This is a genomic window from Agrobacterium sp. 16-172Ci, assembly GCF_053522725.1.
This window is the reverse complement of the sequence record NZ_JBNWBW010000009.1, coordinates 119069-145463: the sequence shown is the minus strand read 5'-3', so window position 1 is coordinate 145463 and position 26395 is coordinate 119069. Positions and strand designations below refer to the sequence as shown.

The following is a 26395-nucleotide window of genomic DNA, read 5'->3' as shown; positions in this document are numbered from 1 at the left end:
TTCGTGTCCGAGATCGTCGCCAAACGCTCGAATACGAGTAGAATCAACACCGTGCGCCATGTCCACCAAATTTAAACCGGACAGCAGTGGGCTTGTCCCAAGGATCTAATCACGTCTAACAAAATTGAGACGTCGCAGATGCTCGGGACAAGCCCGAGCATGACGAAAGAGAGCTTTCAAAACCTTTCCAGGTCTAACCCACAGCGAACCGCAGGCTGTATTGAAGGCAACGGCTCCGGATGTGGAGGTTACATCCCCTGCGGGCCGCGATTCATCGCCGCGATACCGGTGCGGCAAATCTCGATCAGGCCGAGCGGCTTGATGATCGCCACGAACTGGTCGATCTTCGACGACTTGCCGGTGATCTCGAAGATGAAATGCTCCACCGTCGCATCCACTACCTTGGCCTGAAACGCATCGGCAAGGCGCAGCGTCTCAGCACGGTCCTCGCCGGAACCGGCGACCTTGATAAGCGCCACTTCGCGCTCGATAGGCCGCTCCTGCCCCAGTTCGCGGGCGCGAACGGTGAGATCGAGAACCCGGTGCACCGGCACGATGCGCTCAAGCTGCGCCTTGATCTGCTCCAGCACGATGGGCGTGCCGCGCGTGACGATGGTGATGCGCGACAGATGCGCCTCATGTTCCGTTTCCGAAACCGTCAGGCTCTCGATGTTGTAGCCGCGGCCGGAAAACAGGCCGATGACCCGGGCGAGAACGCCCGGCTCGTTGCTGACGAGAACCGACAGCGTGTGATTTTCAACGGCGGCCGTTTCCTTCTGGATGAAATAGGCCGAGCCGGTGGGTTGTAGGTGTGCGTTCATGTCCTTTTCCTCTCCCGGCTCAGACTAGCTGACGGCCCTTGGCGTCAATGGCGTTGGCAACCGCTTCATCCGTCGCCTCATCCGGCAACAGCATCTCGTTATGGGCTTTACCAGACGGGATCATCGGGAAGCAATTGGCAAGATTGGCGACGCGGCAATCGAAGATGACCGGCTTCTTGACCGCGATCATTTCTGCAATCTTGTCGTCCAGTTCCTTTGGATCGTCGCAATACATGCCGACCGCGCCATAGGCTTCCGCCAGCTTGACGAAATCGGGCATGGCTTCCGTATAGGAGTTGGACAGGCGGTTGCCGTGCAGCAGCTGCTGCCATTGGCGCACCATACCCATATACTGGTTGTTGAGGATGAAGATCTTCACCGGCAGACCGTACTGGATGGCGCAGGACATTTCCTGAATGCACATCTGGATCGAGGCGTCACCGGCAATATCGATGACCAGCGCGTCCGGATGCGCGACCTGAACGCCGATGGCCGCCGGCAGGCCGTAACCCATGGTGCCGAGACCGCCCGAGGTCATCCAGTGGTTCGGCTCCTCGAAACCGAAGAACTGCGCCGCCCACATCTGATGCTGGCCGACTTCGGTGGTGATATAGGTGTCGCGGCCCTTCGAGGCCTCATAAAGCCGCTGCAAGGCATATTGCGGCATGATGACATCGTTGGAGTTCTTATAGGCGAAGGAATTGCGGGCGCGCCAGCGCTCGATCTGCGCCCACCAGTCGGCCGTCTGAGCCTTCTCAACCTTCTTCGGCAGAGCGCGCCACAGGCGAACCATATCTTCCAGAACATGGCTGACATCGCCGATGATCGGCACGTCGACGCGAACCGTCTTGTTGATCGAGGACGGATCGATGTCGATATGGATCTTCTTCGAATTCGGCGAAAACGCATTGATGCGGCCGGTAATTCGGTCGTCGAAACGCGCACCGACGCAGACCAGAACGTCGCAATCATGCATCGTCATGTTGGCTTCGTAGGAACCGTGCATGCCCAGCATGCCGAGCCAGTTCTTGCCGGAAGCCGGATAGGCGCCGAGGCCCATCAGCGTCGAGGTGATCGGGAAACCGGTCAGCTCGACCAGTTCGCGCAGCAGCCGGGTTGCCTCCGGACCGGAATTGATGACGCCGCCGCCGGTATAGAAAACCGGCTTCTTCGCCTTCGACATCAGGTCGATGGCGGCATGAATGGCGTTCAGATCGCCCTGAACCTTCGGCTTGTAGCTCTCGTGCTGGGTGGCGGCGGAGGGCGGCGTGTAGGTGCCGGTGGCGAACTGGATGTCCTTCGGAATATCGACGACGACGGGACCGGGACGACCCGTCTGCGCGATACGGAAGGCTTCATGGATGATGCCCGCCAGCTCGTTGATGTCCTTGACCAGCCAGTTGTGCTTGGTGCAGGGGCGCGTGATGCCGACGGTATCGCATTCCTGAAACGCGTCGGAACCGATGAGCGTGGTGGGAACCTGGCCGGACAGGCAGACGAGCGGAATGGAATCCATCAGCGCATCCTGCAACGGGGTAACCGCATTGGTGGCGCCGGGGCCGGAGGTGACGAGCATGACGCCGACCTTGCCGGTGGAACGGGCATAACCTTCGGCGGCATGGCCTGCGCCCTGCTCGTGGCGCACGAGGATATGCTGAATGTCTTCCTGCTGGAAAATCTCGTCATAGATCGGAAGCACGGCACCGCCAGGATAACCGAAGATGTGCTCGACGCCATTGTCCTTCAGCGCCTGCAGAACGATCTCCGCACCTGTCATGCGATTGCTGTTTTCCGTATTGTCCTTATCCGTCATTGCCTGTTTCCATCCCGCTTTGGCTTTGGATATCGAGGAGCCCGAGGGCCTGTTTGAAGACATAAAAAAAGGCCCCTAGAGGAGCCTCGTTCAGCGCATGGGTGCTTTCGCCGGATGGTTACACCATCCTGCCCATGCGCCGTCCCACCACGATAAGTACGTTAAGATTTTTCATGGGCCGGAGTGTTAGCCACAAAAGCCCCAGCCGTCAACGCATATTGCAGGAAAAAATCGCCGTCGCCTTCTTTTATTACCTGAAAGGCTGCTTGCGCGAAATTTTCGAACGCAGCCGATACACATGTTGTTAAGCATAATCTTTTAATATCGAGAACGCAGATACTGCCCGAACCACCGCGATCATCCGCATGTACCGGGAAAAAATGTGAGTAACGACACGTTTCATAGTGCGTCCCGCATGGACGAAAACGAACGGCGATCCGGCCAGCAGCCGGCGAACCGCATGCTGGGCCGCGTCATCGCCTGTAACGGTGCGCATGCCACCATCGCCGCCGAAACGGAACCCGGCACCACCGATGTCTCGCAACTCTGGTCCGTCGGACGCCTGATCTCCATCGAGATGGGTACGAGCCGTGTCGCAGCGCTGGTCTTTTCCATGCGCACCGGCGAGGACTACTGGGCGGCGGACAGGCCGAACAGGCTGCTGGTCGAGGTCGAACTGGTTGGCGAAGTCTATCGCACCGAGGATGGCAGCGAGCGCTTTTCCACCGGCATCTCCCGTTACCCCTATCTGGGTGCGGTGGCGCATCGCATCCGCACCAGCGATCTTGCCAAGATTTACGACAGCGGCAAGCGCGACGCCTGCACGATCGGCAGGCTGACGCAGGACGACACGATCAACGCCACCATCAGCATTCCCCAGATGCTCGCCAAACATTTCGCCGTCGTCGGCTCGACGGGCGTGGGCAAGACCACCGCCGTCTCGCTGCTTCTGAACAAGGCGATCGAGACCGACCCGAAGCTGCGTGTCCTCATTCTCGATCCGCATAATGAATTCGCGGCCGCCTTTCCCGATCATTCGGTCGTCATCGACACCGATACGCTGGATCTTCCCTTCTGGCTGATGCGCCTTGAGGAATTTGCGGAAGTGATTTTCCGCGGCCGCAAACCCGTACCGGAAGAAATGGATGTCCTTCGCGACCTCGTTCCGGAAGCGAAAAAGGCATTTCGCGGCACCGATGGTTCCGCCGTGCGCCGCACGTCCGACAAGAGCGCGATCACGCCGGATACGCCGGTGCCCTATCGCATGGCCGATCTCCTCGCCCTCATCGACGAGCGTATCGGCCGGCTGGAAGGGCGTGGCGAAAAACCCGCGCTGCGCTCGCTGAAAGGCCGCATTCTCTCGGCCATCAACGACACACGCTACAATTTCATGTTCTCCAGCAATACGATCAGCGACACCATTCTGGAGACGGTCGCGCATATTTTCCGCATTCCGGGGGAAGGCAAACCGATTTCGGTGTTCCAGCTCTCCGGCATCCCCTCCGAAGTGGTGAATTCGGTGGTCTCCGTGCTGTGCCGCATGTCCTTCGAACTGGCGGTGCTGGCGCGCGGCTCGCTGCATATGCTTGTCGTCTGCGAGGAAGCGCACCGTTATGTACCTGCCGACCCCGAGCGCGGCTTTTTCCCCACCCGGCAATCCATTGCCCAGATCGCCAAGGAAGGCCGTAAATACGGCATTTCGCTCGGCGTCATCAGCCAGCGGCCAAGCGAGCTGGACCAGACCATCCTGTCGCAATGCTCGACCGTTTTCGCCATGCGGCTGTCGAACGAGATCGACCAGAAGATCATTCTCTCCGCCGTACCGAACGCATCGACCTCGACCACCAGCTTTCTGTCTTCCATCGGCAATGGCGAGGCCATCGCCTTCGGCGAGGCCGTAAATGTACCGATGCGTATGCGTTTCGACCGCGTGGCCACGGCCAAATTGCCGAAAGCAAGCGGCACCATCAGCCACACGAACCATGAAACCCCGGACACGGTCGATCTGAACAACATCGTCACCCGCATGCGCGCCACGGCCAAGCCTGTTATCACCGGCTTCCAGCAAAGCGTCGAAGCAGCCTTTTCCGATCTGCCGGAGCCGGCAGCCGCACCACGGGAGACAGACGATATCGACCGCTGGAAGCGGGAACTGGGAACGGCCGCACCGGAGGGATACGAGCCCTACCGCCCGGACATGCTGCCCGGCCGCACGCTCTCCGCATCGCCAAATCCGGCGGCACCCGATGCGGCCTCCGGCGCCGTCAACGAATTGCGCAAGGCGAGTTTCCAGATGCAGGCACAGAATGGCCCACCGCCCGGCGATGCACGTCCTTCGCTCCGCGAAAGCCTGCTGAAGAAACCGCTCGGCAGTCTCTACCGGAAAGATTGATGGGCGCTCTCACAGCTGGATACGTGTCCAGTCGTCCCCCATCTGGTTGCGAAACCAGGTCATCTGCCGTTTGGCATATTGACGTGTCGCGGCCGCCGATTTTTCGATCACCTCCGCCTCGCCGATGCGCCCGGCCAGCATATCGGCAATCTGGGCAACGCCGATCGCCTTCATTGCGGTGGCATCGGATGCGAGGTTGAGCGCGAGAAGCGCCTGCACCTCCTCCACCGCCCCGCTATCCATCATCATCTCGAAACGCCGGTTGATGCGGTCATGCAGCACCGGCCTTTCCGGCAGGACGACGAATTTTTGCGCCCGGTCGGGATCGACGATCATCGGGCCGCTGGCGCGCTGAAAATCCCGGATCGACTTTCCGGTCGCGTTGAGCACCTCCAGCGCCCGGACGATACGCTGGCCGTCTCCCGGCTGCAGCATATCCGCCATGGCCGGATCGTGCCGTGCGAGTTCGGCATGGAGCGCAGCCGCCCCCTCCCCGATCAGCCGGGCGCGCAGCCCATCGCGGATGTCATCGGGAATGGCGGGCATATCGGAAAGCCCACCCGTCAGCGCCTTGAAATAAAGCCCCGTACCGCCGACGATGACGGGCAAACGCCCCTGCCCGCGCAAATCCGCAAGCAGGGCGGAAATCTCCCGCAGCCATTCGCCGGTTGAGTAGAGGCTGCTCGCCGGCACATGGCCGTAGAGAAGATGCGGCACGCCCTCCATCTCGTCTTCGGACGGCCGCGCGGTCAGCACCCGCAGCGTGTCGTAAACCTGCATGCTGTCGGCATTGATGACGACGCCGTCCCGCTCCCGCGCCAGACGAAGCGCAAGCGCGGACTTGCCGCTTGCCGTCGGGCCGGTTATCAGGATCGCATCAAAATTCTCATCAAGGTTTTTCATCATGGCTCTCGTTGCCACGCTTATCGCCAATCCGTCAAATCCTGTTCTGACACCGGCCCTCGGCGAGGCGGCCGCAAAGGCCGTCAACGCATCGGGCCTCTATTGGCTGGCCGATGGCATTGCCTGCGATATTGCCCTGCCTTCCGGCACCGCAGCCGAACAGGCTCGCAGTGCCATTGTAGCCACGCTTGCCGGCCAGCCAGTCGATATCGTCATCCAGGAACAGGATCAGCGCCGCAAGAAACTGCTGATCGCCGATATGGATTCGACCATGATCGGCCAGGAATGCATTGACGAGCTGGCCGCCGAAGTCGGGCTAAAGGAAAAAGTTTCCGCTATTACCGCCCGCGCCATGAATGGCGAGATCGCCTTCGAACCCGCACTGCGGGAACGTGTGGCACTGCTGAAGGGCCTGCCTGTCTCGGTTATCGACGATGTCATCGAAAAGCGCATCACGCTTACCCCCGGCGGCAGGGAGCTGATCGCCACCATGAAGGCCAAGGGCTATTACACCGCCCTCGTTTCCGGCGGCTTCACCGTCTTCACCGGCCGCGTCGCCGCCATGCTGGGTTTCGATGAGGACCGCGCCAATCTGCTCGGCGAAGCCAATGGCGAACTTGACGGCACCGTTGCCGAACCGATCCTCGGCAAACAGGCCAAGGTGGATGCGCTGAACGATATCGCCGCAAGGCTCGGCATCTCGCCGGAAGAGGCAATGGCGGTCGGCGATGGCGCAAACGATCTGGGCATGCTGCATCTCGCCGGCGCAGGCGTTGCCCTGCACGCCAAGCCGGCCGTGGCCGCCGAGGCGCAGATGCGCATCGACCATGGCGACCTGACCGCGCTTCTTTACATCCAGGGCTATCGCAAGACGGATTTTGTCACTCCATGATCATCCGAGAGACGCCACGACTCATTCTGCGCGAGTGGAAGGAGAGCGACCGTGACCTGTTCCGCGAAATCAACGCCGACGAAAAGGTCATGGAGTTTTTCCCCTTCCGCCGCAGCCATGCGGAAGCGGACGCCGTGCTGGAAACCATCAACGGCATGATCCGCGGCAGCGGCTATGGTTTTTATGCGATGGAACTGCGCGAAACCGGCGAGGTCATGGGCTTCTGCGGCATCTCCCCTGTCATGAACCTCGATCCGCCCTTCCCTGTCGGCACCATGGAGATCGGCTGGCGGCTCGCCACCCGCTTCTGGGGCCACGGCTATGTCACGGAAGCGGCGCAGTCGCTGCTCGTCATGGCCTTCGATGAAAAGGAAACGCCGGAAATCGTCTCCTTCGCCGTCCACGACAACCACCGTTCGACGGCGGTGATGGAGCGCATCGGCCTGAAGCGCGATCCTTCGCGCGACTTCGACCATCCGCGCGTGCCGGAAGACACACATCCGCATCTGCGGCCGCACGTCACCTATGCGCTGACGCTGGAAGAATGGCGGGCGCGATAAGACACCTGCCCGCCGGTTCCCAAGGTCATTTCACCGCGGCATTGCCGCCATCGGCGAACAGAGCGGCACCGGCGACGAAGCTCGCCATGGGGCTCGCGAGGAAAAGCGCTACCCGCGCAATTTCCGGCGGCTCAGCGATACGTTTCATCGCATGCAGGCCGGCGGCCCATTCCTTCTGGGCGTCGTCTCCCGCAGCAGCTGTATCGACCCCGCCGGGCAGCAGCGCATTGGCGCGAATGCCTTTGACCGCATAATCGGCGGTGATGCCTTTCACCAGCCCCATCAACCCCGCCTTGGCCGCGCCATAAGCCGCCATGCCCGGTATGCCGGCGCTGGTGCCGACAAAGCTTGAGGTAAAGACGATGGAACCGCCACCCCGCATCAACATCGGCGGAATCTGGTAACGCGCGCCCAGAAAGGCGGAGGTGAGATTGACATTGAGCGCATGATCCCATTCCGCAGGCGAAATCTCCGCCAGCGGTTTCATGGCTCCCACCGCTCCGGCATTGTTGACGCCAATATCGAGGCCACCGAAGACGCTTATGGCCGCATCCGCCAACCGGGCATGGGTTTCGGCAATACCGGCATCGCCGGCAACCGTGTGGACGCAACCGCCGGCCTCACGAATGTCGGCGGCAACCTCATGCAGGGCCTTTTCGCCGCGCGCATTGATGACAACGGCCGCACCTTCGGCGGCAAACAGCATCGCCGTCGCCCGGCCGATGCCGGATGACGCGCCGGTGATGATGGCAACCTTGTTTTCGAGTAATTTCATATCCTTGGCCTCCGTTCGATGGAGACCAAGAATTAGAGAGCAGCCGGGATCACAACCACCCGATTCCTGCCTGACCGGGCGGAAAGCGCCTTATTCCAGCGGCAGCGCCACGACGCGCAAATTACCCTGCGCATCGGCCACCATCATATGCGCATTCTTGCGGCCTTCGGATTTCAGGCCGTTGACGCGCACCAGCACGTCGCCCGGAACCTCCATGAAATCCTGCCCGACCTCGACGATGATATCGCCGGCCTTCATGCCCTTCTGCTCGGCGGGCGAACCCGGATCGACGCTCGCCACCAGCACGCCTTCGACGCTTTCGGCAATGCCTTTTTCGGTGCGCAACTCGTTGCTCAGCACCACGAGGTTCATGCCGAGCACGCTTTGCGGCGCCTCGCGCACTTCCGGCGTCTGGTCCTGCGCCTGATCGTCGGCGCCGCCATCATCTTCCGGTGCAACCACACCGCTATCGCCGTCTTCACTCTGCTGATCTTCGGCCGAGGCCTTTTCGTCGGTCGTATCCTGCAATTGCCCAAGCTTGACCTTGACGGTTTCCTCCTTGCCGTCTCGCAGGATCACCACATCGACCTCCTTGCCGACCGGGCTTTCCGCCACGATCCGCAAGAGGTCGCGCATTTCATGAATATCCTTGCCGTCGAATTTCAGCACGACATCGCCGGCCTGAATCGGGCCGTTCTCCACCGGTCCGCCCTTGGCGACGCCGGAGATCAGCGCACCCTTGGCGCTGTCCATGCCGAGGCTTGCCGCCACATCGTCGGTGACGGGTTGAACACGAACGCCGAGCCAGCCCCGGCGCGTCTCGCCGAACTCGATGAGCTGCTGGACGATATTCTGGGCAAGCTCCGTCGGCACGGCGAAACCGATGCCGATCGAACCGCCGCTCGGGGAAATGATCGCCGTATTGATGCCGATAACCTCACCCTTCATGTTGAAGAGCGGACCGCCGGAATTGCCCTTGTTGATGGCCGCATCCGTCTGGATGAAATTGTCATAGGGACCGGCATTGATGTTACGCCCGCGCGCGGAAATGACACCCACCGTCAGCGAGCCGCCAAGCCCGAAGGGGTTGCCGATGGCCATCACCCAGTCGCCGATGCGCATGCTGCGCGAATCGCCGAACTTGACGGCCTTCAGCGGCGTTTTCGGCTCCACCTTCAACACCGAAAGGTCGGTCTTGGTATCCGTGCCGACCAGCGTCGCCTTGAGCTTCGAGCCGTTCGGGAAAATCACCTCGATAGCGTCGGCACCCTCGATGACGTGGTTGTTGGTGACAACGTAGCCGGCCGGATCGATGACAAAACCCGAGCCCAGTGAACTCACCTTTTCGCCACCCTCGGGCTTCTGGCTGTCGAAATAATCCTTGAAGAATTCCTGAAAGGGCGAGCCCTCCGGCAGACGCGGCGGAACCGGGCCCTTGCCCTCGGTCTTGACGTTCTGCGACGTGGAAATATTCACGACCGCATCGAGAAGCGGCTCGGCAAGATCTGCCACCGATTCCGGCCCATGGCTCTGCGCTCTCGCAGCAACCGGTGCCGTCAGGCTACCTGCCACAAGCGCGATGCCCGCGACGGCGGCGATGCTGCTGCGAAAAGGCGAAAGAAGGGTCACGGCCATAAGCGTCCTCGCGTTTCAAATAGTCTTGCCCTGCATATATCGGCAAAGCATAAGGCGGAATGATGAAGTGTAAAAATACCTTTTCGTGAACAGGCGGGAGACGCCTTGCCCTTAGCCACAGCATTGGCACGAAAACGGACCAAAAAGAAAGGGCCGGTAAAACCGGCCCCTCCAAAATCATTTTTTCCGCTATCAGTTCGCCGGCGCTGGCGCAGGGGCAGCCGGAGCGGCAGGGGCCGCACCGTCGATATTGTTGAAATAACGGAAGAAGGTCGAGTCCGGGGACAGAACCAGCGTCGTGCCGTTGCCGTTCAGCGCATTGGCATAGGCGGACATGGAGCGATAGAACTCGAAGAAGTTCGGATCGCGCTGGAAAGCCTCGCCGAACACCTTGTTGCGCTCCGCATCGCCTTCACCGCGCAGCACTTCGGACTGACGGCGGGCGTCGGATTCCAGTTCGACGACCTGACGGTCGGCGATGGCGCGGCGACGCTGCGCCTCTTCGTTACCGCGGGCGCGGATCAACTCTGCCTCGGCCAGACGTTCCGACTTCATGCGCTCGAAGGTCTGCTGCGAGACTTCCTGCGTCAGGTCGGTACGGCGGATGCGGACATCGACGATGCTGATACCGAGCGATTCCGCATCGGGACGCAGATCGTCACGTACTTCCTGCATCATCGATGCACGGGCGTCCGAGAGCGCCGATTCGAAGCCGCGCAGACCGTAGACCCGGCGCAGCGATGCGTCGAGACGGGTACGCAGGCGCGATTCCGCCGACATCTGGTCACCCGAGACCGTCTGCCGGAAGCGGCGCGCATCCGTGATGCGATAGACCACGAAGGCATCGACCTCGTAGAACTTGCCGCCGGAAACCTGAACACGAATATTGTCGTGATCGAAGCGCAGCGCCCGGTTCTCGATATATTGCACCCGGTCGGCATCCATGAAGGCGAAGGGCAGCTTGAAATAGAGGCCCGGCGCGGTTTTCACATCCTGGATTTCACCGAAGCGGACGACGATGGCCTGCTGGCGCTCGTTGACGACGAAGATCGACGAGTAACCGAGGAAAAGCACGACGGCGAGGCCGACGAGAATGGCAGAAAGACGGTTACCCATATCAGTTGCCTCCCTGCTGCGCTGCGCCCGGATTGTTGCGCATGATCTCGTTCAGAGGCAGATAAGGCACCACGCCCTGTTTTTCGTCGATGATGATCTTGTTGGAACCCTTCAGGACCTGCTCCATCGTTTCCAGGAACATGCGCTGGCGGGTCACGTCCGGCGCGGTGCGATACTGGTCATAGATGGAGACGAAGCGCTGCGCCTCACCCTGCGCCTCGTTAACGACGCGCGACTTGTATGCGTTCGCTTCTTCGAGGATCTGCGCGGCCTGACCGCGAGCGGCGCCGAGCTTCTGGTTGGCGTACTGGTTGGCTTCCTGAACGAAGCGGTCTTCGTCCTGTTCGGCACGCTGCACTTCATCGAAGGCATCGGCCACTTCGCGCGGCGGCGCCGCATCTTCGATCGCCACGGCATTGATGGAAATGCCGGCGCCATAACCGTCCATGGTGGACTGGATGATGGTGCGCACATCCGCCGCAATCGCCTGACGGTTATCGCGGAAAATATCCTGTGCCGGACGACGGCCGACGACTTCGCGCATGGCGCTTTCGGAAACCTGCTGCAGGGTTTCGGCCGGGCTGTCGACGTTGAAGAGATAGGATTTCGGATCGGAAACCGTATAGAGCACCGAGAACTGCACGTTGACGATGTTCTGGTCGCCGGTCAGCATCACGCCGCTAGACGAAGACGATGAGGCGCGCGAACCGATATTCTGCTGCTGCTCGGTGACCTTGACGATTTCAACCGTCTCGATCGGCCACAGATGGAAATGCAGACCGGGCATCGAGATTTCGTCCTTCGGGCGGCCGAAACGCAGTTCCACGCCGCGCTCGTCCGGCTGGACGGTATAGATGGACTGAATGCCGAGGAAAACCAGCACGACGAGAACCACGATGGCAACCGCGCCGCCGTTGAAGCCGCCGGGCAGCACATTCTTGAAACGGTCCTGGCTGCGCCGGATGATCTCTTCCAGATCGGGCGGGCCGCCATTGCCGCCGCCACCGCCGCGAGGCCGGTTAGGCCCCTGCCCCCATGGGCCGCCACCGCCGCCCTGGTTGTTTCCTCCACCGCCGCCGCCCCAAGGGCCGCCGCCGCCATTCTGATTGCTCCAGGGCATCAATACCTCTTTATAAAAGCCTCTCCCGGTTCCGTTCGAAAGCGATTGCTCGCGTGCGGCGGGAATATCGACCCGTTATAGGAAGGAGAAGCGTCCGTTTCAACGCAGAGGTGGTAACTAAATACCCAATCAGGGTAAATAGTTCACTTTGACGCGGCTCTTCGCACATAAGTGGTAAACAGAACCGGATAATTGTCCTTTTCCCCTGCGGGAGCAGGGATTTCCTCGATTTTCTCAAAAACGGCAGGATCGATTTCCGGGAAAAAAGTGTCGCCATCGAGCTTTACCGCGACATGGGTGACGGAAAGTTGATCGGCGAAGGGCATGGCCTGACGGTAAATCTCGCCACCACCGGCCACGAAGACCTCATCCACACCCAGTTCTGCAGCCTTGCTTGCGGCGAGCTTCAAAGCCTCCTCCAGCGACGAGACGACATCCACGCCTTGCGGCCGGTAATCGGCATTGCGGCTGACGATGATATGCGGGCGGCCCGGCAATGGGCGCTCGCCGACGGATAAAAATGTCTTGCGGCCCATGATGAGCGGTTTGCCCATCGTCGTCGCCTTGAAGCGCTTGAGGTCGGTGGAAAGTTTCCACGGCATGTCGAGGTCGCGGCCGATGACGCCGTTTTCGGACACCGCAACGATGATGGTGACGCGCGGCTCGCTCATACCGCGATCGGCGCCTTTATGCTTGAATCGGCCTCGTAGTTTTCCAGCGTAAAGTCTTCGAACTTAAAGCTGAAAAGATCCCTCACATCCGGATTGAGGCGCATCGTCGGCAGGGCCTTGGGCGTGCGGGTCATCTGCAGCTTCGCCTGCTCGAAATGATTGGCATAGATATGCGCATCGCCGAGCGTGTGGACGAAATCGCCCGGCTTCAGGCCGGTGACCTGCGCCACCATCAGCGTCAGAAGCGCATAGGAGGCGATGTTGAACGGCACGCCGAGGAAAATGTCGGCCGAGCGCTGATAGAGCTGGCAGGACAGCTTTCCGTCGGAAACATAGAACTGGAACAGGCAATGACAGGGCGGCAGCGCCATTTCATCCACCAGCGCCGGGTTCCAGGCCGAAACGATATGACGGCGGGAGTTCGGATTGGTTTTCAGGCTCTCGATCAAAAGCGCGATCTGATCGACATGGCGACCGTCCGGTGCGGGCCACGAGCGCCACTGCGCACCATAGACCGGACCGAGATCGCCGTTCTCGTCGGCCCACTCATCCCAGATGGAAACGCCGTTTTCCTTGAGATAGGCGATATTGGTATCGCCCTTCAGGAACCACAGCAGTTCATGAATGATGGAGCGCAGATGCAGCTTCTTGGTGGTGAGAACCGGAAAACCTTCGGAAAGGTCGAAACGCATCTGGTAACCGAACACCGAGCGCGTGCCCGTACCGGTGCGGTCTCCGCGGTCGGAGCCGGTTTCCATCACATGCCGGAGAAGATCGAGATATTGTTTCATGCGTTCTGCCGCCGATTCCCTCATATCAGGGCAATATAATAGCACAGGGCGGCAGAACCAATCATCTAATACGGGCTTATCCCCGTTAAATCAAAGCGACTGGAGTTTGCCCAGTTCCTTGGCGACCAGATAATAAAAGGTCACGCGCGATTTGGAGCGGTCCGCAGCCATGGCCTTGGCAACGGCATCGATTGCCTGATCGGCCGTGCCGTCGGTCACACCGAGCTTCTTGCCGCACCAGCTCGCCTTCACACGTGCAAGCTCTTCCGGATCGGAAGCGGACACCAGCGAGGAATCCCGGTTGCGCAGGGCGATGCCGAGATGTTTGACGATCTTGCCGACCACCGCTTCGTCGGCTGCTGCGTCGTATTTCTTCACATCTGCGAGATAGTCAGTCATGTCCACTCCTTCGTGTGTCCCCGGCCCGGTGTTGCTTCTGGTGACCGGTTGCATGGACAATGGGACAGCAATCCCTCGTCGTCAAGAATTGTCTAAAGTGCAGGCCGCAATCACGAAACCTTTTCATGGAATTGTCATCACCCCCCTTTTCTCAGGCGGTCGAAACGCCTATATGAGCCTTGCCGGGGCAACCCGGCTATGGCGATAAACGGTCGGTGTAATAAACCTATTGGACCCGGGGGCGGTACCCGGCGCCTCCACCAAAAACCGGCGGACTTTCATGAAACGAAGGCCGGCTTTTGATGGGGGCGAAATAGGATCGACAAGGGCGTAAAGATCGAACTTTTGCTCGGCATGATACCGCCGTTATCGGGTCACAAGTGTAGTTGCAAACGACAACAACGCTAAGGAATATGCTCTCGCTGCCTAATGGCGGTGCGGGAATTCCGCTCTAAAGTCCTCACGGTTAGCCCCGTGAGGCGGGGTTCGGAGGTACCTGGCAACAGAAACCTCCACCTTCTCCATTTTGCCTGAATTGGTTATATGATAGCTGACTCGCTATCGGCATTGGCTTTTCCGTTGCTGCCGTTCAGGACATTGCGTATACTTGACCAACGCGTGAGCGTCAGGATCGGAAATGATCCCGGCTCAAGGATTACGCGAAGATTCAAAGTGTTACAGCGTCCTTGGCGCGCAAGCCGCGCCGTGCATGAAAAGACGTTCGAATAAGGGAAAGACAGGACCGCATGGGGCAGGATCATATCCGTTACGACATTCTCGCACAGGATGCCCTTCGCGGCGTTATTCGTAAGGTTTTGGGTGAAGTGGCCGCAACCGGTCGTCTGCCCGGCGACCACCACTTTTTCATCACCTTCCTGACCGGCGCGCCGGGCGTGCGGATTTCCCAGCACCTCAAGGCGAAATATGCCGAGCAGATGACCATCGTTATCCAGCATCAGTTCTGGGACCTGAAAGTAACCGAAACCGGCTTCGAAATCGGCCTGTCCTTCTCGGATACGCCGGAAAAGCTGGTGATCCCCTATAACGCCATTCGCGGTTTCTACGATCCTTCCGTCAATTTCGAGCTCGAATTCGACGTGCCTCTGGCCGAAGAGGAAGAAATCGAAGACGCAGAGATCACCGCTTATCCCGTTTCACATGAGGCCAAGCCCGCTGCCGCTTCCGAGACGCCCAAATCCGGAGAGGAAAAGAAGGAAGGCTCGGTCGTTTCGCTGGATGCCTTCCGCAAGAAGCAATAACGGCTTTTACGCAGCGCTTACGAAACCCGAGGAGACATATCCCCATGGCGGCCGATATCGTCAATCTGCGTCAGTTTCGCAAACAGAAAGCCCGTAGCGAAAAAGAAAAGCAGGCGGAACAGAACCGCCTGTCCTTCGGCCGCACCAAGACCGAAAAAAATCTTACCTCGGCCCTGAACGAAAAGGCCGAAAAGGCGCTCGATCAGGGGCGGCTCGAAAAAAACGATGACGGGGCCGGCAAAGACTGACGGGCCGGCCGGCCGTCGCGGATTTCGGGACTATCCGAAAAGAATCGCAAAACAGGGACTTGCCGGGGAGACATGATTCAGACCTCCAACCGGTTTCACCGGAGACCGATCTGATGATCCGCAAGCACTCCGCGACGTTGCACGGCCACCGCACCAGCATTTCACTCGAGGATGCCTTCTGGGACGAGCTGAAAACCATTGCGGAAAGACGCAAGATCAGTTTCGCGGCCCTGCTTGCCGAAATAGACGACAACCGCTCCGCCGACAGCAATCTGTCCTCGTCACTGCGGGTTTATGTGCTGAACTGGCTGAAAACCCGCTGAGGTTTTCCGGCGTCAGTAAAGGTGGATGCCTCTATCCGGATTTGTCCCACGGACTACAAAAATTACTGCCAAAAACTCGTAACGCCGTGAAAGCATTCATTAAACATTGGCGGCCTAGTCTGCGCTGCAAGGCATTTCCCGTATTGCGTAGCCTTGCTTTCAAATACTGTTTCCAGACCTTTCCCATCCTTCACATCCACCACGAAGCGTTCCCTGGTTTCCGCCGTCAGGGAACGAGTTTACCGTGAGATTCTCGACTCATGCTCGAGGATGATGCAACGTTCCGGGACAGGGTTCCCCACTTTCGCAATATGAAGGCCGATCAGCCCTCCCCTGCCCGCAAGCTCACGGCGTCGCGGGAGCATTTTCCGGCGCCAGTTGCCGGATGGCATTTTCCGTCGGAGGCACCACCAGAACCGGCGCGGATTGCCGCTCGGGCGTCGGCTGTTGCCCCTGTTCCTGCTGTTGCTGCTGCAACCGCTCCTGCTGTTCCTTTTCCTGGCGCAGACGTTCTTCGGCTGCCGCCTTCAGACGCGCCTCTTCTTCGGCCTTGGCCTTGGCTTCCGCCTCCGCCCGTTCCTTCTCGGCCTGCCGCTCGGCCGCCTGCGAGCGATAAAGCGCCACTTCGCGGCGCAGGCGCTGCTTTTCGAGAACGCTGGCCTGCATAGCCTCCACTCGACGGCGTTCCTTTTCGAAAGCCCGGAGCGACAGGTAATTGCTGAGCGCCGAAACGTCGGTCGTCAAAGCCGGCGCGGCAAGCGGACCGTTATAATTCAGGCGCACCGAAGGCTCGGCCCCCGCAACCGTTTCGGTGCCGGGATTGAACAGGAGATCGAGGTCGCCATTCACCGTCGAAGCCGCAAGATCGACCGTTGCATCGGCCGTCAGCGTTACCGGATCGATCCCCGCGCGCAAATTCTTGAAATGAAGCGCGCCGCCATTCAGCGAGAACGGCAAGGCCACATCGCCGAGGCCGATTTCACCCTGCCACAGGCTCTGGTCCACCAGCGGCCGCACCTTGGGCGCGTCGATCGGCTGCTGCAAGCCGTCCGCCGCCTGCAGGATAGGCGGCAGAGTGCCGGGATTGAGCCCCTTCAGCACCAGCCCACCGACCCGGATTTCACCCGAACCGCCTGCCGATTTCAGCATTTCACCGACGCTCTTGCCGGTCGATTCGGCCGTCAGGTCGATGGCGACCCGGCCCGCCGCGACCGGCCCGTTGGCATTCGCCCACAGGATCGGCTCCGGATTGGCGTCGGCGACCGCGATCTTGGTGCGGAAAATGCCCGCCCCCTCGCCCGTCGACATGGCGAGCCGTCCCGTCAGCTTGCCGCCCATGAAGGTGCCGGCAACATCGTCGAGCGACAGGCTGCCCGCATCATGCGTGACCTTGGCCGAAACACCCGTGACCGTGCCGAAAGGGCCGGCCTCGAAGCTTTCCGCTTTCAAGGCAAGCGAAGCCTTGAGCTGCGGGAAGGCGGCCATGGCCAGAGGCTTGGCGTTGAGCGCCCCGGTTTCCGGATCGATTACCGGCCCATAGATCGCATCACCCAGCCAGGCGAGATCGGCCGTTCTGACCGCAAGATCGCCGGTGACGGGATAGGGCGCGGCGCGCTGGAAGGTCAGATTGCCCGAGAACGGATTTCCGCCCGCCTGCCCGCCTATCGAGGAAAGCGCGATCTTTTGCCCATCCACCGCCACTTTCGCGTTGGCCTTCAACGCCATGCCGCCGCCAAGCTGCGGCAGGCCAACGGCGTTCATGATGAGATAGGGCTCGATGTCGGCGCTTTCGAGCGCCACGTCGGCGCTGCCCTCACCGAAATTGGCGGACGAAACGGCAAAGGAACCGTTCATCGAAAAATGCGTGCGCTCCGTCGAGAAGCGCAGTTCCGTTTGGGCGGGCGAGCCGAGCGTGCCGTTGAGCTTGATGGACAAAAGCCCCTCGCCATCCGCATCGAAGGGCAGCGGATCGAGCCCCGCCTGCCCGAACAGGATGGCCGTCGACTGGTTTTTCAGAACCGCTTCCAGCGACATGGCGGTATCATCGGTGATCGACAGGAAATCCGGCATTTTGGCCACAGCCGACAGCCGGCTGCCATTGACGGTACCGGAAACGGCGACATTGGCGCCGCCATTTTCGCTATTGACGGAAACGTCCATTGCCAGGTCGGAATTGGCGTACCACGGCGCACTCGCCGCCAGACGGCTGAGGAATGGATGGTTCGGCAACTTCTGCTGCAGCATGGTGAAGAACGGCTGCATATCCGCCGCATGCAGGTTCACCGTGCCCTTGCCCGCATATTTCAGCAGCGAACCCTGCAGCTCACCCCTTGCCCTGACTTCCGCACCGGCGATGTCTCCGGCCGTCATGTTCTCCAGCGAGAGAACGCCGCCCGCCATGGTGAAGGCGGTCTCGACATGATTGGCGGTCACACCGGCCATGTTGAACCGGTCGGCCTTGAATTTCGCGGTAATGCGGTGGTCGAGCACGGAACTGCCGACCTGATCGCCAAGCGCCAGACTGCCGAGCGCCTTCAGCGCATCGAGATCGATTTCGTTGCCGGCAAGATCGATGGAAAGATTGGAGGTCTTGCCGTCGGAGCGCCGCTCCAGTTCACCCTTCAGCGACGCATCGCCAACTGCAAGCTCCAGATTGTCGAAACGCTGGTTGAGCGTCGTCAGCGAGACATCGGCGGAAAAACCGGCGGCATTGAGCTGGCGGATCGCCGGATCGACGGAACCGGAAAGCCAGTTCGCCAGACCCGAAGGCTGGTTGGAAGCGAGAAGCAGATTGCCGTTGAAGGCGGGGCCGCCGAGAAGCGTCAGCGACCCCTTGGCTTCGAGCTGCGTCCGGCCCGGCAGGGTCGCAACCGCATTCACCACCTGCCAGCCGCTGCCTTCAGGGCGCACATCCAGCCTGATGTCGCGAATGGTCGTATCATCGGAAACGAGCGCCGGAAGGCTGATGCTGGCCTTGCCCGGCACCGGCGGCACCGGAATGCGGGCCACCATGGCCGCAAAGGCCTCGATACGCTGGCGCACCGAGGCGGTGGGCTGGCGCGAGGTCTTGCCAGCCTGCACGACGGGCGGCGCAAAGCGAGCGACATCGATCTGCTGGCCATCGGCCGTCAGCAGGAATTCCGGCTTGGCGCCGGTATCGAGCGTTGCTTCCCCGGTCACGACATAGGGATTTTCGCTGCCGCCGAGTTCCATGCGGTAGCTCGGGATACGCACGCTTTCATTGGTGAGTTCAAAGCTGCCGCGGGTGCGGGGCGAGGAAAACAGCGATTGTCCGGCCTGCTGCTTCTGCTTTTCGTCCTCACGGAAACTGAAGGAGAAAGAACCGCTATAGGCCGGCTTTCCCGCCGTTGCGGCAATTGCGCCATCGAGATCGACCTCGACCGGGTGTTCGTCCGGCACCAGCCGCATCCTCAGCCCCATGCGGCCGGCGGCATAATCCGGCTCGCTGCTGGAGAGCGAGAAGGAGCCCGGATGTCCGTCGACGGCGGCGCGTCCCTCCGCCTTCCATGGCCCGGCCAGCGAATTGGCGGACATGTCGGCATTGAGACCGGTCACGACACGGTTGCGGCCGGATTGCTCATCGATGAATTCGATCTGCCCGCCTTCGATCTGTACGCTTTCCAGAACCACGGTGCGGGCGGGAATTTCCGCCCGGCTGCCACGCATCCAGTCCAGCGTGCCGTCCTTAAGCAGCCTTATCTTGGCCTTGGGTTCCTCGATGCGCATGTCGAAGATACGCGCCTCGCCCGAGAGGAAAGGCGCAAGCTCGGCATCCATGGAAAAACGCGCGACCTGAATGAGCGGCGATCCATCCGCATCCGTTCCGGCGCGCACATCATGCAATGTTACCGAAGGAAAAGGCAGGATACGGGCTTCGACGCGGCCATGCACCACCACCTTTTTGCCGAGAATACGGCTTGCCTGATCCTCGAAATCGCGGCGGAAATCCGTCCAGTCGACGAAATAGGGAATAAGCAGCGCCGAAAACAGCACCACGGCCAGCAGTCCGCCCAGAAAAACCAGAATACGTCCGAGCACTGACCTGCATCTCCCTTCGCGAACGCTGCAAACCTATTCTTTTCTGCCTTAACGGCAAGCAGCCTTTTGTACCAATCAAATATGAGAATGATCAGACAAGCCGGAACAACTTGCCCGGATTGAAGATGTTATCGGGATCGAGCGACGTTTTGATGGCGCGCATGAGATCCAGTGCATTGCCGGCCTCTTCGGCGAGGAAACTCATCTTGCCCTGGCCGATGCCGTGTTCACCTGTGCAGGTGCCGTCCATGGCGATGGCGCGACGGTTGAGACGGGCGACGAAGGCTTCGGTTTTCGCCACACTTTCCGCGTCCTTGCCATCGAACAGAATAAGGACGTGGAAGTTCCCGTCGCCCGCATGGCCGACGATGGGTGCCAGAAATCCGTTTTCCTGAATATCCCGCTGCGTTTCCACCACGCAATCCGCGAGCCGCGAAATCGGCACGCAGACATCGGTGGAAAGCCCGTCGAGATGCGGCGCGAGCGCGCGAGAAGCCCAATAGGCATCGTGCCGCGCTTTCCAGAGCTTGTTGCGCTCGGCAGCGTCGCTCGTCCAGCGGAAATCGACGCCGCCGCATTCGGCGGCGATCTCGGCGAACTGCTGCGATTGCAGCGCCGCCGTTTCCTCGGTGCCGTGGAATTCCACGAAGAGTGTCGGCTTCTCGGCGTAGTTCAGACCGGAATAGGCATTGCAGGCCCGCACCTGCACTTCGTCCAGCAATTCGATGCGGGCGACCGGAACCCCCATCTGGATCGTCATGATGACGGCATCGCAGGCAGCCTTGATGCTGTCGAAAGTGCAGACCCCGCCGGCGATCTTTTCCGGAATACCCTGAAGCCGCAGCGTAACGGAGGTAATGACACCCAGCGTACCCTCTGCACCGACGAAAAGCCGCGTCAGATCGTAACCCGCAGACGACTTGCGGGCGCGCCGCGCGGTGCGGATTTCCTCGCCATTGGCGACGACGGCGGTAACGGCCAGCACATTGTCCTTCATGGTGCCGTAACGCACGGCATTGGTGCCGGAGGCCCGCGTCGAGGCCATGCCGCCGATGGAGGCATTGGCGCCGGGATCGATGGGGAAGAACAGGCCGGTATCGCGCAGATAGACATTGAGGTCCTCGCGCGTCACACCCGGCTCCACCGTCACGTCAAGATCTTCGGCATTCACCTCAATGATGCGATTCATCCGGCTGAAATCGATGCAGATTCCGCCGTTCGGCGCATTCACCTGCCCTTCCAGCGAAGAGCCAGTTCCGAAAGGAATGACCGGCACCTTATATTGCGCGCAGACCTTTACCACCGCCTTCACATCATCGGCGCTCTCGGCAAAAACGACGCCGTCAGGCGCCTGCAGCGTCAGATAAGTGGTGGTGTGGCCATGCTGTTCGCGGAACGCCTGTCCGGTCTGGAGCCTGTCTCCAAGCTGCTGCTTCAGCACCGCGAGTGCCGACGCGATGCCCTCTTCGTTCCGCTTTCCCGCCACCACATCTTTCAGCGCCATCGTCCGTCTCCACCGCAACATCTGCCCGTAAAGGATTCGATCCGTTACGAAATTCCGTCAGGTGGTATGGGATAAGGTTAACGCTTTGTCCAGCATCGCGATTGCGCCAAACACTGTTTGGCGGCAACCGCTTTTATTCCGCCGCCAGCAGCGGCTTGTCCTCTTCCAGCGCCTTGCGGCGGGCGGCAAGTTCAAGCTCGCGGTGAAGACGGATTTCCTCATCCGCCTGCGGTTTCGCGAAGCGGGCGATCAGCAGGTAGGAGACCGGCGTGATGTAAAGCGTCACCAGCGTCGCAAAGCCGAGGCCGCCGACGATGACCCAGCCGAGCGCGATGCGCGCTTCCGCGCCGGCACCCTGCGCCAACACCAGCGGAACACCGCCGAGAATGGTCGCAATCATCGTCATCATGACAGGGCGCAGGCGAATGCTCGTCGCCTTTTCAATGGCTTCCCGCACGGTTGCGCCCTGATCGCGCAGATGATTGGCGAATTCCACGATGAGAATACCGTTTTTCGCCATCACCCCGACGAGCAGCACGAGCCCGATCTGGCTATAGACGTTGAGGCTTGAACCGGTAACGAGCAGCGCGATGACCGCGCAGGCAAGGCCGAGCGGCACCGTCGTCATGATGATGACCGAACTCAGCACACTTTCGAACTGCGCCGCCAGCACGAGGAAGATGATGGCGATGGCAAAACCGAAGGTCAGCAACATGCCGCTCGAATTTTCCTCGAGCGTCGCCGCTTCGCCCAGCGGCAGCAGGCGTGCGCCGACCGGCATGACGGATTGCGAAAGCTCATTCACCTTTTGCAGCGCCTCGCCCAGCGAAACGCCGTCCTTGAGATTGGCGGTAAAGCCGACGGAGGGAAGCTGCTGCTCGCGGTTGAGCTGCGGCGCAACCGCATTTTCCTTCAGGGTGGCGATGACCGACATCGGCACGATCTTGCCGTCGCCCGTTTTCAGGAAGACGTTTTCCAGATCCGTCGGATCGTTGATCGGCCGGGTGGAGGACAGGAGCCGCACCGGGATCGCATCGCCATCCACGAAGACGTCGACAATCGAGCGCCCTTCCAGCAGCGACTGCATGGCGCGCGACAGGCCGGTGATATCGATGCCGAGATCCGACGCACGCTCGCGGTCGATGGAGACGGAGATTTGCGCCTGATTGGGTTCATTGTCGAAACGCGGCGTATCGAACAGGCCGCTTTCCTCCATGGAAAGCAGCAATTTCTGCGTCGCCTCGGTCAGCGCCGCATAGTTGCTGCCAACCATCGCCATCTGCAGGCCGTTACCGGCACCGCGAATTCGGAGGCTGTTCGGCTGCATTGCATTGCCGCGCAGTGCCGGCACCCTGTTGGCGGCAGAGGTGACATCGGCGGCAATCTGGTTCTGCGTGCGCTCACGGTCGGCCCAGGGCGCAAGCGTCAGCACCATGAAACCGGTATTGGACGAGCCGTTCATGCCGGTGATGGAGTAAATATTGCGGATTTCACCGCTGTCGCGCAGCGGCTGCAGGTTTTCTTCGATCCGCTGCAACTGATCGCGGGTATATTCGAGGCTGACGCCCTGCGGCGCGGTGACCCGCATCATGATCGAGGCGCGGTCCTCGCGCGGCGTCAACTCGTTCTGGATCATGCCGAAGGCGATCCACGACAGGCCGGAAAAGATCAGCGCCACGACGATGACGATCAGCGGATTGTTGAGGCAGGCGGAAAGCGTTGACTTATAGGTGGAGGCAAATACATTGCCGAACCAGGCAAGCGGCCCCGTCGGCTCCTTCAACCCCTCCTTCAGCATGCGCGAGGCGAGCATCGGGCAGAGCGTCAGCGCCACGATGGAGGACAAGCCCACCGCGAAGGCCAGCACGAAACCGAATTCGCGGAACAGGCCGCCAAGCTGGCCCGGCAGGAAGGAGAGCGGAATGAAGACGGCGGCAAGCGTCGCCGTCGTCGCGATGACCGCGAAAAAGACTTCCTGCGTGCCGAGAACGGCAGCGGCGCGCGGCCCCATGCCTTCTGCCCGGCGGCGCACGATATTTTCCAGCACCACGATGGCGTCATCGACCACGAGACCGGTCGCCAGAACGATGGCAAGCAGCGTCAGAATATTGACCGAGAAGCCGACCATATAGATGGCGACGATAGTGCCGATCAGCGCCACCGGCATGGTGATTGCCGGAATGAGGGTGGCGCGCCAGTCGCGCAGGAAGAGATAAAGCACGACGACGACGATGATCGCCGAGAGACCGAGCGCCAGCTCGACCTCATGCAGCGCGCCTTCGATGAAGACGGCATCGTCACTGGTGACGACGATGCGCGTACCTTCGGGCAGATTGGCCGACATGGCGTCGACGGCCGCCTTCACGCCGGTCGAGATGCTGAGCGTGTTCGACTGCGCCTGCCGGATGACGCCGAGACCGACACCCTGCACGCCGTTGGAGCGCAGCGAGGTGGATTCATCATCCGCGCCCAGCATGACGGTCGCGACGTCCCTGAGGCGGATATTGTTCTTGATCAGGAGATTGGAGAAATCCTCGGGCTTCGTCAGGCTGGCGGTGGCGCGCACGACGATGTCCTGCGTCGTGCTTTTCAGCGACCCCGCCGGCACGTCGAGGGCTGCGCTGGCAAGCGCGTTCGAAACATCGGTCACCGTCAAACCGCGGCTGGCGAGCGCCGCCTGATTGAGATCGACTCGGAAAACCTTTTCCTGATCGCCGTAAAGCTCCACATCGGCCACGCCGTCGACGGCGGCCAGACGGTCGATGATCTCGTCATCCACCAGCTTGGTCAGGTCTTCCATGCTGAGCGTGGAGGAAGTGACGGCAAGGCGCATGATCGGCTGGCTGTCGGAATCCGCCTTGATGATCTGCGGCTCGTCGGCATCGTCAGGCAGCTGATTGGTGACGCGGCCGATGGCGTCGCGCACATCGTTGGCGGCAACCGCCAGATCGACATTGTCGCCGAATTCCAGCGTCACGCGGCTGGTGCCGAATTGCGAGTTGGACGAGATGGCCTTGACGCCGCTGACACGCGCCACCGCACCTTCGATGGTCTGTGTCACCTCCTGATCGATGGTTTCGGGCGCGGCCCCCTCATAGGTGGTCCTGACGCTGATCGTCGGCCGGTCGACATCAGGCAGTTCGCGCACTTCAACGCCCACCAGCGCCGCAAGGCCGGCAACGACCAGCAGCGTGTTGAGAACCGCCGCCAGAATCGGCCGGCGCACGAACAATGCCGTAAAGGCGAGCTTGGAATCCTGCCCGGAGGGTGGCTGCGTCGTCATTGGCTGGCAACCTCTTCAGGCTTCGGCTGGTTGCCAACGCGGACCGCGCCGCCTTCCCTCACACGCTGAAGGCCCTCGATCACGACAGGTTCGCCATCCGCCAGCTCCGCCTTGACGAGAACGGCATCGGGATTGCGTTGCACGATCTGCACCCGCACTTTGTTCGATTTATTGTCGGTCACACGCCAGACGTAAGAGCCTTCCGCATCCCATTGCACGGCCAGCGGATCGACCGAGGCATAGGTTTCCCCGGCAAAACGCATGGTGACGCCGAAGGACATGCCCGCCCTCAGCTCGTCCTTTTCATTGCCGAATTTCGCCCGGATGCGGATCGTGCGGCTCGCCTCATCGACGCGGTTGTCGACGGCCTCGATCTCGCCCTTGAAGGTCTCACCCGGCCGGGAAATGGACGTGGCCTCCACCGGCATGCCGACCTTGATCGCGGTTGCGAACCGCTCGGGAGCCCAGAAATTGACGAGAATTTCCGAACGGTCATCGATGCTGACGATGGTTGACTGCGTGGTGACGTTATCGCCGATATTGGCGGCGACGATACCCGCCACACCCTCTATCGGCGCAACGATGTCGCGCCGCTTGAGATTGAGTTCGGCGGTGCTCAGCGCAAGCTTGGCGGCTTCCTCGGCAATCTGCGCATCCAGCACGTCGAGGCGGGAAACGGATTTCAGGTTCTTGTAGGAATTGGATTTTTCAACGGCGCTACGCAGCGCCACCTGCGCCTTGTCGCGCTCGATCACCTGCTCTTCATCGTCGAGCCGCGCCAGCACCTGCCCCTTCACGACGCGTGCACCGGACGACGTGCGAATTTCGGAAAGCGTGCCGGAAGCCTGCGGCATGACGACAACCGACTGGATCGCCTCGCCATTACCGATGGCGTTCAGCCGGTCATTGACCGTGCCTTTCTTCACCGGGGCCGTCACCACCAGTGTGGCGTTGCCGTTGCGGCGCGCACCGCCGGCGTTTTGACCCGAACCGGGCGTAGTGGCGGCAACCTCGACGGCGCTGGCAGGCGTTTTGCCAAGCCCCATGCTGGCGAGCACATTGCGGGCTTCGGGCGAATAGAAGCCCCAGAGACAGAGCCCCGCCCCCACCACGGCAACACTGACACCCACCTGTTTCCAGACCCGCATATATTTCTCCGGTTGATCCGCGCAGCATAAAGCATTCCCGAAAATCTGCGTTCCGGGACAGATGCAGTATTCCTGCTTGGCTGAGGCAAGGCAACGCACAAATCCGTTCCTTACGTAATTGTAATTTGGGCGCAATTGCCGCCAGAAGCAGCCAATCCGCAATCCATCCGTGCATTCCTGTCGCAAATATTCGCCATTGGGCTAATCTGCGCCCTCGATACGCCATAACCGGAGGGAGCCATGAGCACCGTGACGAAGACCGAAAACCCGGAAACCGACCCGCGCGTCAAGGCGGTGTTCGATGACATCCGCGCCACCCGCAAATCGGATTTCATCAACAATATGTGGCTCTACCTCGCCTTCGATGCCGATCTGCTTGAAAAGACATGGGGTGAGGTCAAGGCGGTGATGGCGACACCTTCGGCGCTCGATCCCGTGGTGAAGGAAATGCTCTATATCGCCGTTTCCGTCACCAATGGCTGCTCCTATTGCGCCCATTCCCACACGGCAGCAGCAAAAGCCAAGGGCATGACCACCGAACAACATGCCGATTTGCTGCGCGTCATCGCGCTTGCCGCCAAGACCAACCAGCTTGCGGTGGCGTTGCAAGTGCCCGTTGACGCCGCTTTCGACGCCGACAGGCAGACATGAAACGAAAAAATGCCTTGGAATGGGCGTTTTGA

General features: G+C 60.7%; 21 protein-coding genes and 1 other RNA gene. 8 read left to right on the top strand and 14 right to left on the bottom strand.

All coding sequences use genetic code 11. The features are described 5' to 3' along the window. Window positions 1-248: 248 nt before the first annotated feature. The gene (gene ilvN, locus ACQZ40_RS11460) at window positions 249-821 is read right to left on the bottom strand and encodes an acetolactate synthase small subunit (protein ID WP_003522378.1); all 573 of its coding nucleotides are present in this window, start codon (window positions 819-821) and stop codon (window positions 249-251) included. Between the two features lie 19 nt (window positions 822-840). Next, the gene (locus ACQZ40_RS11455; RefSeq protein WP_448747971.1) at window positions 841-2634 is read right to left on the bottom strand and encodes an acetolactate synthase 3 large subunit; all 1794 of its coding nucleotides are present in this window, start codon (window positions 2632-2634) and stop codon (window positions 841-843) included. 382 nt (window positions 2635-3016) lie between these two features. Here ACQZ40_RS11455 and ACQZ40_RS11450 point away from each other — a divergent pair, with 382 nt between their 5' ends. Continuing rightward, window positions 3017-5026, top strand: a complete 2010-nt coding sequence (locus ACQZ40_RS11450; RefSeq protein ID WP_448747970.1) for an ATP-binding protein — start codon at window positions 3017-3019, stop codon at window positions 5024-5026. Between the two features lie 9 nt (window positions 5027-5035). On the opposite strand, the gene miaA is transcribed toward ACQZ40_RS11450, so the two are convergent. Beyond that, window positions 5036-5932 carry a tRNA (adenosine(37)-N6)-dimethylallyltransferase MiaA gene (gene miaA, locus ACQZ40_RS11445; RefSeq protein WP_448747969.1) on the bottom strand — a complete coding sequence of 299 codons (897 nt, stop codon included), beginning with the start codon at window positions 5930-5932 and terminating at the stop codon, window positions 5036-5038. Between miaA and serB the strand changes: the two genes are divergently transcribed. Both serB and ACQZ40_RS11435 read left to right on the top strand, forming a co-directional pair. Continuing rightward, window positions 5931-6821: a phosphoserine phosphatase SerB gene (gene serB, locus ACQZ40_RS11440; protein ID WP_448747968.1), complete on the top strand. Its 891-nt coding sequence runs from the start codon at window positions 5931-5933 to the stop codon at window positions 6819-6821. The genes miaA and serB overlap by 2 nt on opposite strands. Beyond that, complete coding sequence (locus ACQZ40_RS11435; protein ID WP_448747967.1) at window positions 6818-7381, top strand: GNAT family N-acetyltransferase; 564 nt, start codon at window positions 6818-6820, stop codon at window positions 7379-7381. Before serB ends, ACQZ40_RS11435 begins: the two co-directional genes overlap by 4 nt. Window positions 7382-7406: 25 nt before the next feature. Here the strand turns inward: ACQZ40_RS11435 and ACQZ40_RS11430 are convergent, their stop codons facing one another. The 7 genes from ACQZ40_RS11430 to ACQZ40_RS11400 all read right to left on the bottom strand — a co-directional run bounded on the left by ACQZ40_RS11430 (window position 7407) and on the right by ACQZ40_RS11400 (window position 13888). Next, window positions 7407-8156 carry an SDR family oxidoreductase gene (locus ACQZ40_RS11430; protein WP_080856553.1) on the bottom strand — a complete coding sequence of 250 codons (750 nt, stop codon included), beginning with the start codon at window positions 8154-8156 and terminating at the stop codon, window positions 7407-7409. 90 nt (window positions 8157-8246) lie between these two features. Further along, the gene (locus tag ACQZ40_RS11425; protein WP_059756718.1) at window positions 8247-9791 is read right to left on the bottom strand and encodes a Do family serine endopeptidase; all 1545 of its coding nucleotides are present in this window, start codon (window positions 9789-9791) and stop codon (window positions 8247-8249) included. Between the two features lie 192 nt (window positions 9792-9983). After that, window positions 9984-10907 (bottom strand): protease modulator HflC, encoded by a 924-nt coding sequence (gene hflC, locus ACQZ40_RS11420; RefSeq protein WP_020812048.1) that lies wholly within the window; start codon window positions 10905-10907, stop codon window positions 9984-9986. Window position 10908: 1 nt separating this feature from the next. Next, on the bottom strand, window positions 10909-12027 hold the full coding sequence (hflK, locus tag ACQZ40_RS11415; RefSeq protein ID WP_003522368.1) for an FtsH protease activity modulator HflK: 1119 nt from the start codon (window positions 12025-12027) through the stop codon (window positions 10909-10911). Between the two features lie 143 nt (window positions 12028-12170). Further along, a complete protein-coding gene (locus ACQZ40_RS11410; RefSeq protein ID WP_174044636.1) occupies window positions 12171-12698 on the bottom strand; it encodes a dihydrofolate reductase in 528 nt (175 codons plus the stop codon). Next, the gene (locus tag ACQZ40_RS11405) at window positions 12695-13489 is read right to left on the bottom strand and encodes a thymidylate synthase (protein ID WP_433823200.1); all 795 of its coding nucleotides are present in this window, start codon (window positions 13487-13489) and stop codon (window positions 12695-12697) included. Before ACQZ40_RS11405 ends, ACQZ40_RS11410 begins: the two co-directional genes overlap by 4 nt. 90 nt (window positions 13490-13579) lie before the next feature. Beyond that, window positions 13580-13888 carry a DUF2853 family protein gene (locus tag ACQZ40_RS11400; protein ID WP_003522365.1) on the bottom strand — a complete coding sequence of 103 codons (309 nt, stop codon included), beginning with the start codon at window positions 13886-13888 and terminating at the stop codon, window positions 13580-13582. Between the two features lie 142 nt (window positions 13889-14030). On the opposite strand from ACQZ40_RS11400, the gene ssrA reads away from it, so the two are divergent. The 4 genes from ssrA to ACQZ40_RS11380 all read left to right on the top strand — a co-directional run bounded on the left by ssrA (window position 14031) and on the right by ACQZ40_RS11380 (window position 15718). Next, window positions 14031-14405: a transfer-messenger RNA gene (gene ssrA / locus ACQZ40_RS11395) on the top strand. Between the two features lie 229 nt (window positions 14406-14634). After that, on the top strand, window positions 14635-15147 hold the full coding sequence (locus ACQZ40_RS11390) for an SspB family protein (RefSeq protein ID WP_020812051.1): 513 nt from the start codon (window positions 14635-14637) through the stop codon (window positions 15145-15147). A 44-nt stretch (window positions 15148-15191) separates the two neighbouring features. Next, window positions 15192-15395: a DUF4169 family protein gene (locus ACQZ40_RS11385; protein ID WP_065655837.1), complete on the top strand. Its 204-nt coding sequence runs from the start codon at window positions 15192-15194 to the stop codon at window positions 15393-15395. Between the two features lie 113 nt (window positions 15396-15508). After that, a complete protein-coding gene (locus ACQZ40_RS11380) occupies window positions 15509-15718 on the top strand; it encodes a ribbon-helix-helix domain-containing protein (protein ID WP_003522362.1) in 210 nt (69 codons plus the stop codon). A gap of 345 nt (window positions 15719-16063) precedes the next feature. Here the strand turns inward: ACQZ40_RS11380 and ACQZ40_RS11375 are convergent, their stop codons facing one another. The 4 genes from ACQZ40_RS11375 to ACQZ40_RS11360 form a co-directional block, all read right to left on the bottom strand. After that, window positions 16064-19777 (bottom strand): AsmA family protein, encoded by a 3714-nt coding sequence (locus ACQZ40_RS11375; RefSeq protein WP_448747966.1) that lies wholly within the window; start codon window positions 19775-19777, stop codon window positions 16064-16066. A 91-nt stretch (window positions 19778-19868) separates the two neighbouring features. Next, on the bottom strand, window positions 19869-21281 hold the full coding sequence (locus ACQZ40_RS11370) for an FAD-binding oxidoreductase (protein ID WP_125145609.1): 1413 nt from the start codon (window positions 21279-21281) through the stop codon (window positions 19869-19871). 133 nt (window positions 21282-21414) lie between these two features. After that, window positions 21415-24564 (bottom strand): efflux RND transporter permease subunit, encoded by a 3150-nt coding sequence (locus ACQZ40_RS11365; RefSeq protein ID WP_448747965.1) that lies wholly within the window; start codon window positions 24562-24564, stop codon window positions 21415-21417. Then, entirely contained in the window at window positions 24561-25712 is a 1152-nt protein-coding gene (locus ACQZ40_RS11360; RefSeq protein ID WP_448747964.1) for an efflux RND transporter periplasmic adaptor subunit, read from the bottom strand. Before ACQZ40_RS11360 ends, ACQZ40_RS11365 begins: the two co-directional genes overlap by 4 nt. Window positions 25713-25952: 240 nt before the next feature. On the opposite strand from ACQZ40_RS11360, the gene ACQZ40_RS11355 reads away from it, so the two are divergent. Next, complete coding sequence (locus tag ACQZ40_RS11355) at window positions 25953-26363, top strand: carboxymuconolactone decarboxylase family protein (protein WP_065655832.1); 411 nt, start codon at window positions 25953-25955, stop codon at window positions 26361-26363. The last annotated feature ends 32 nt before the right edge of the window (window positions 26364-26395 follow it).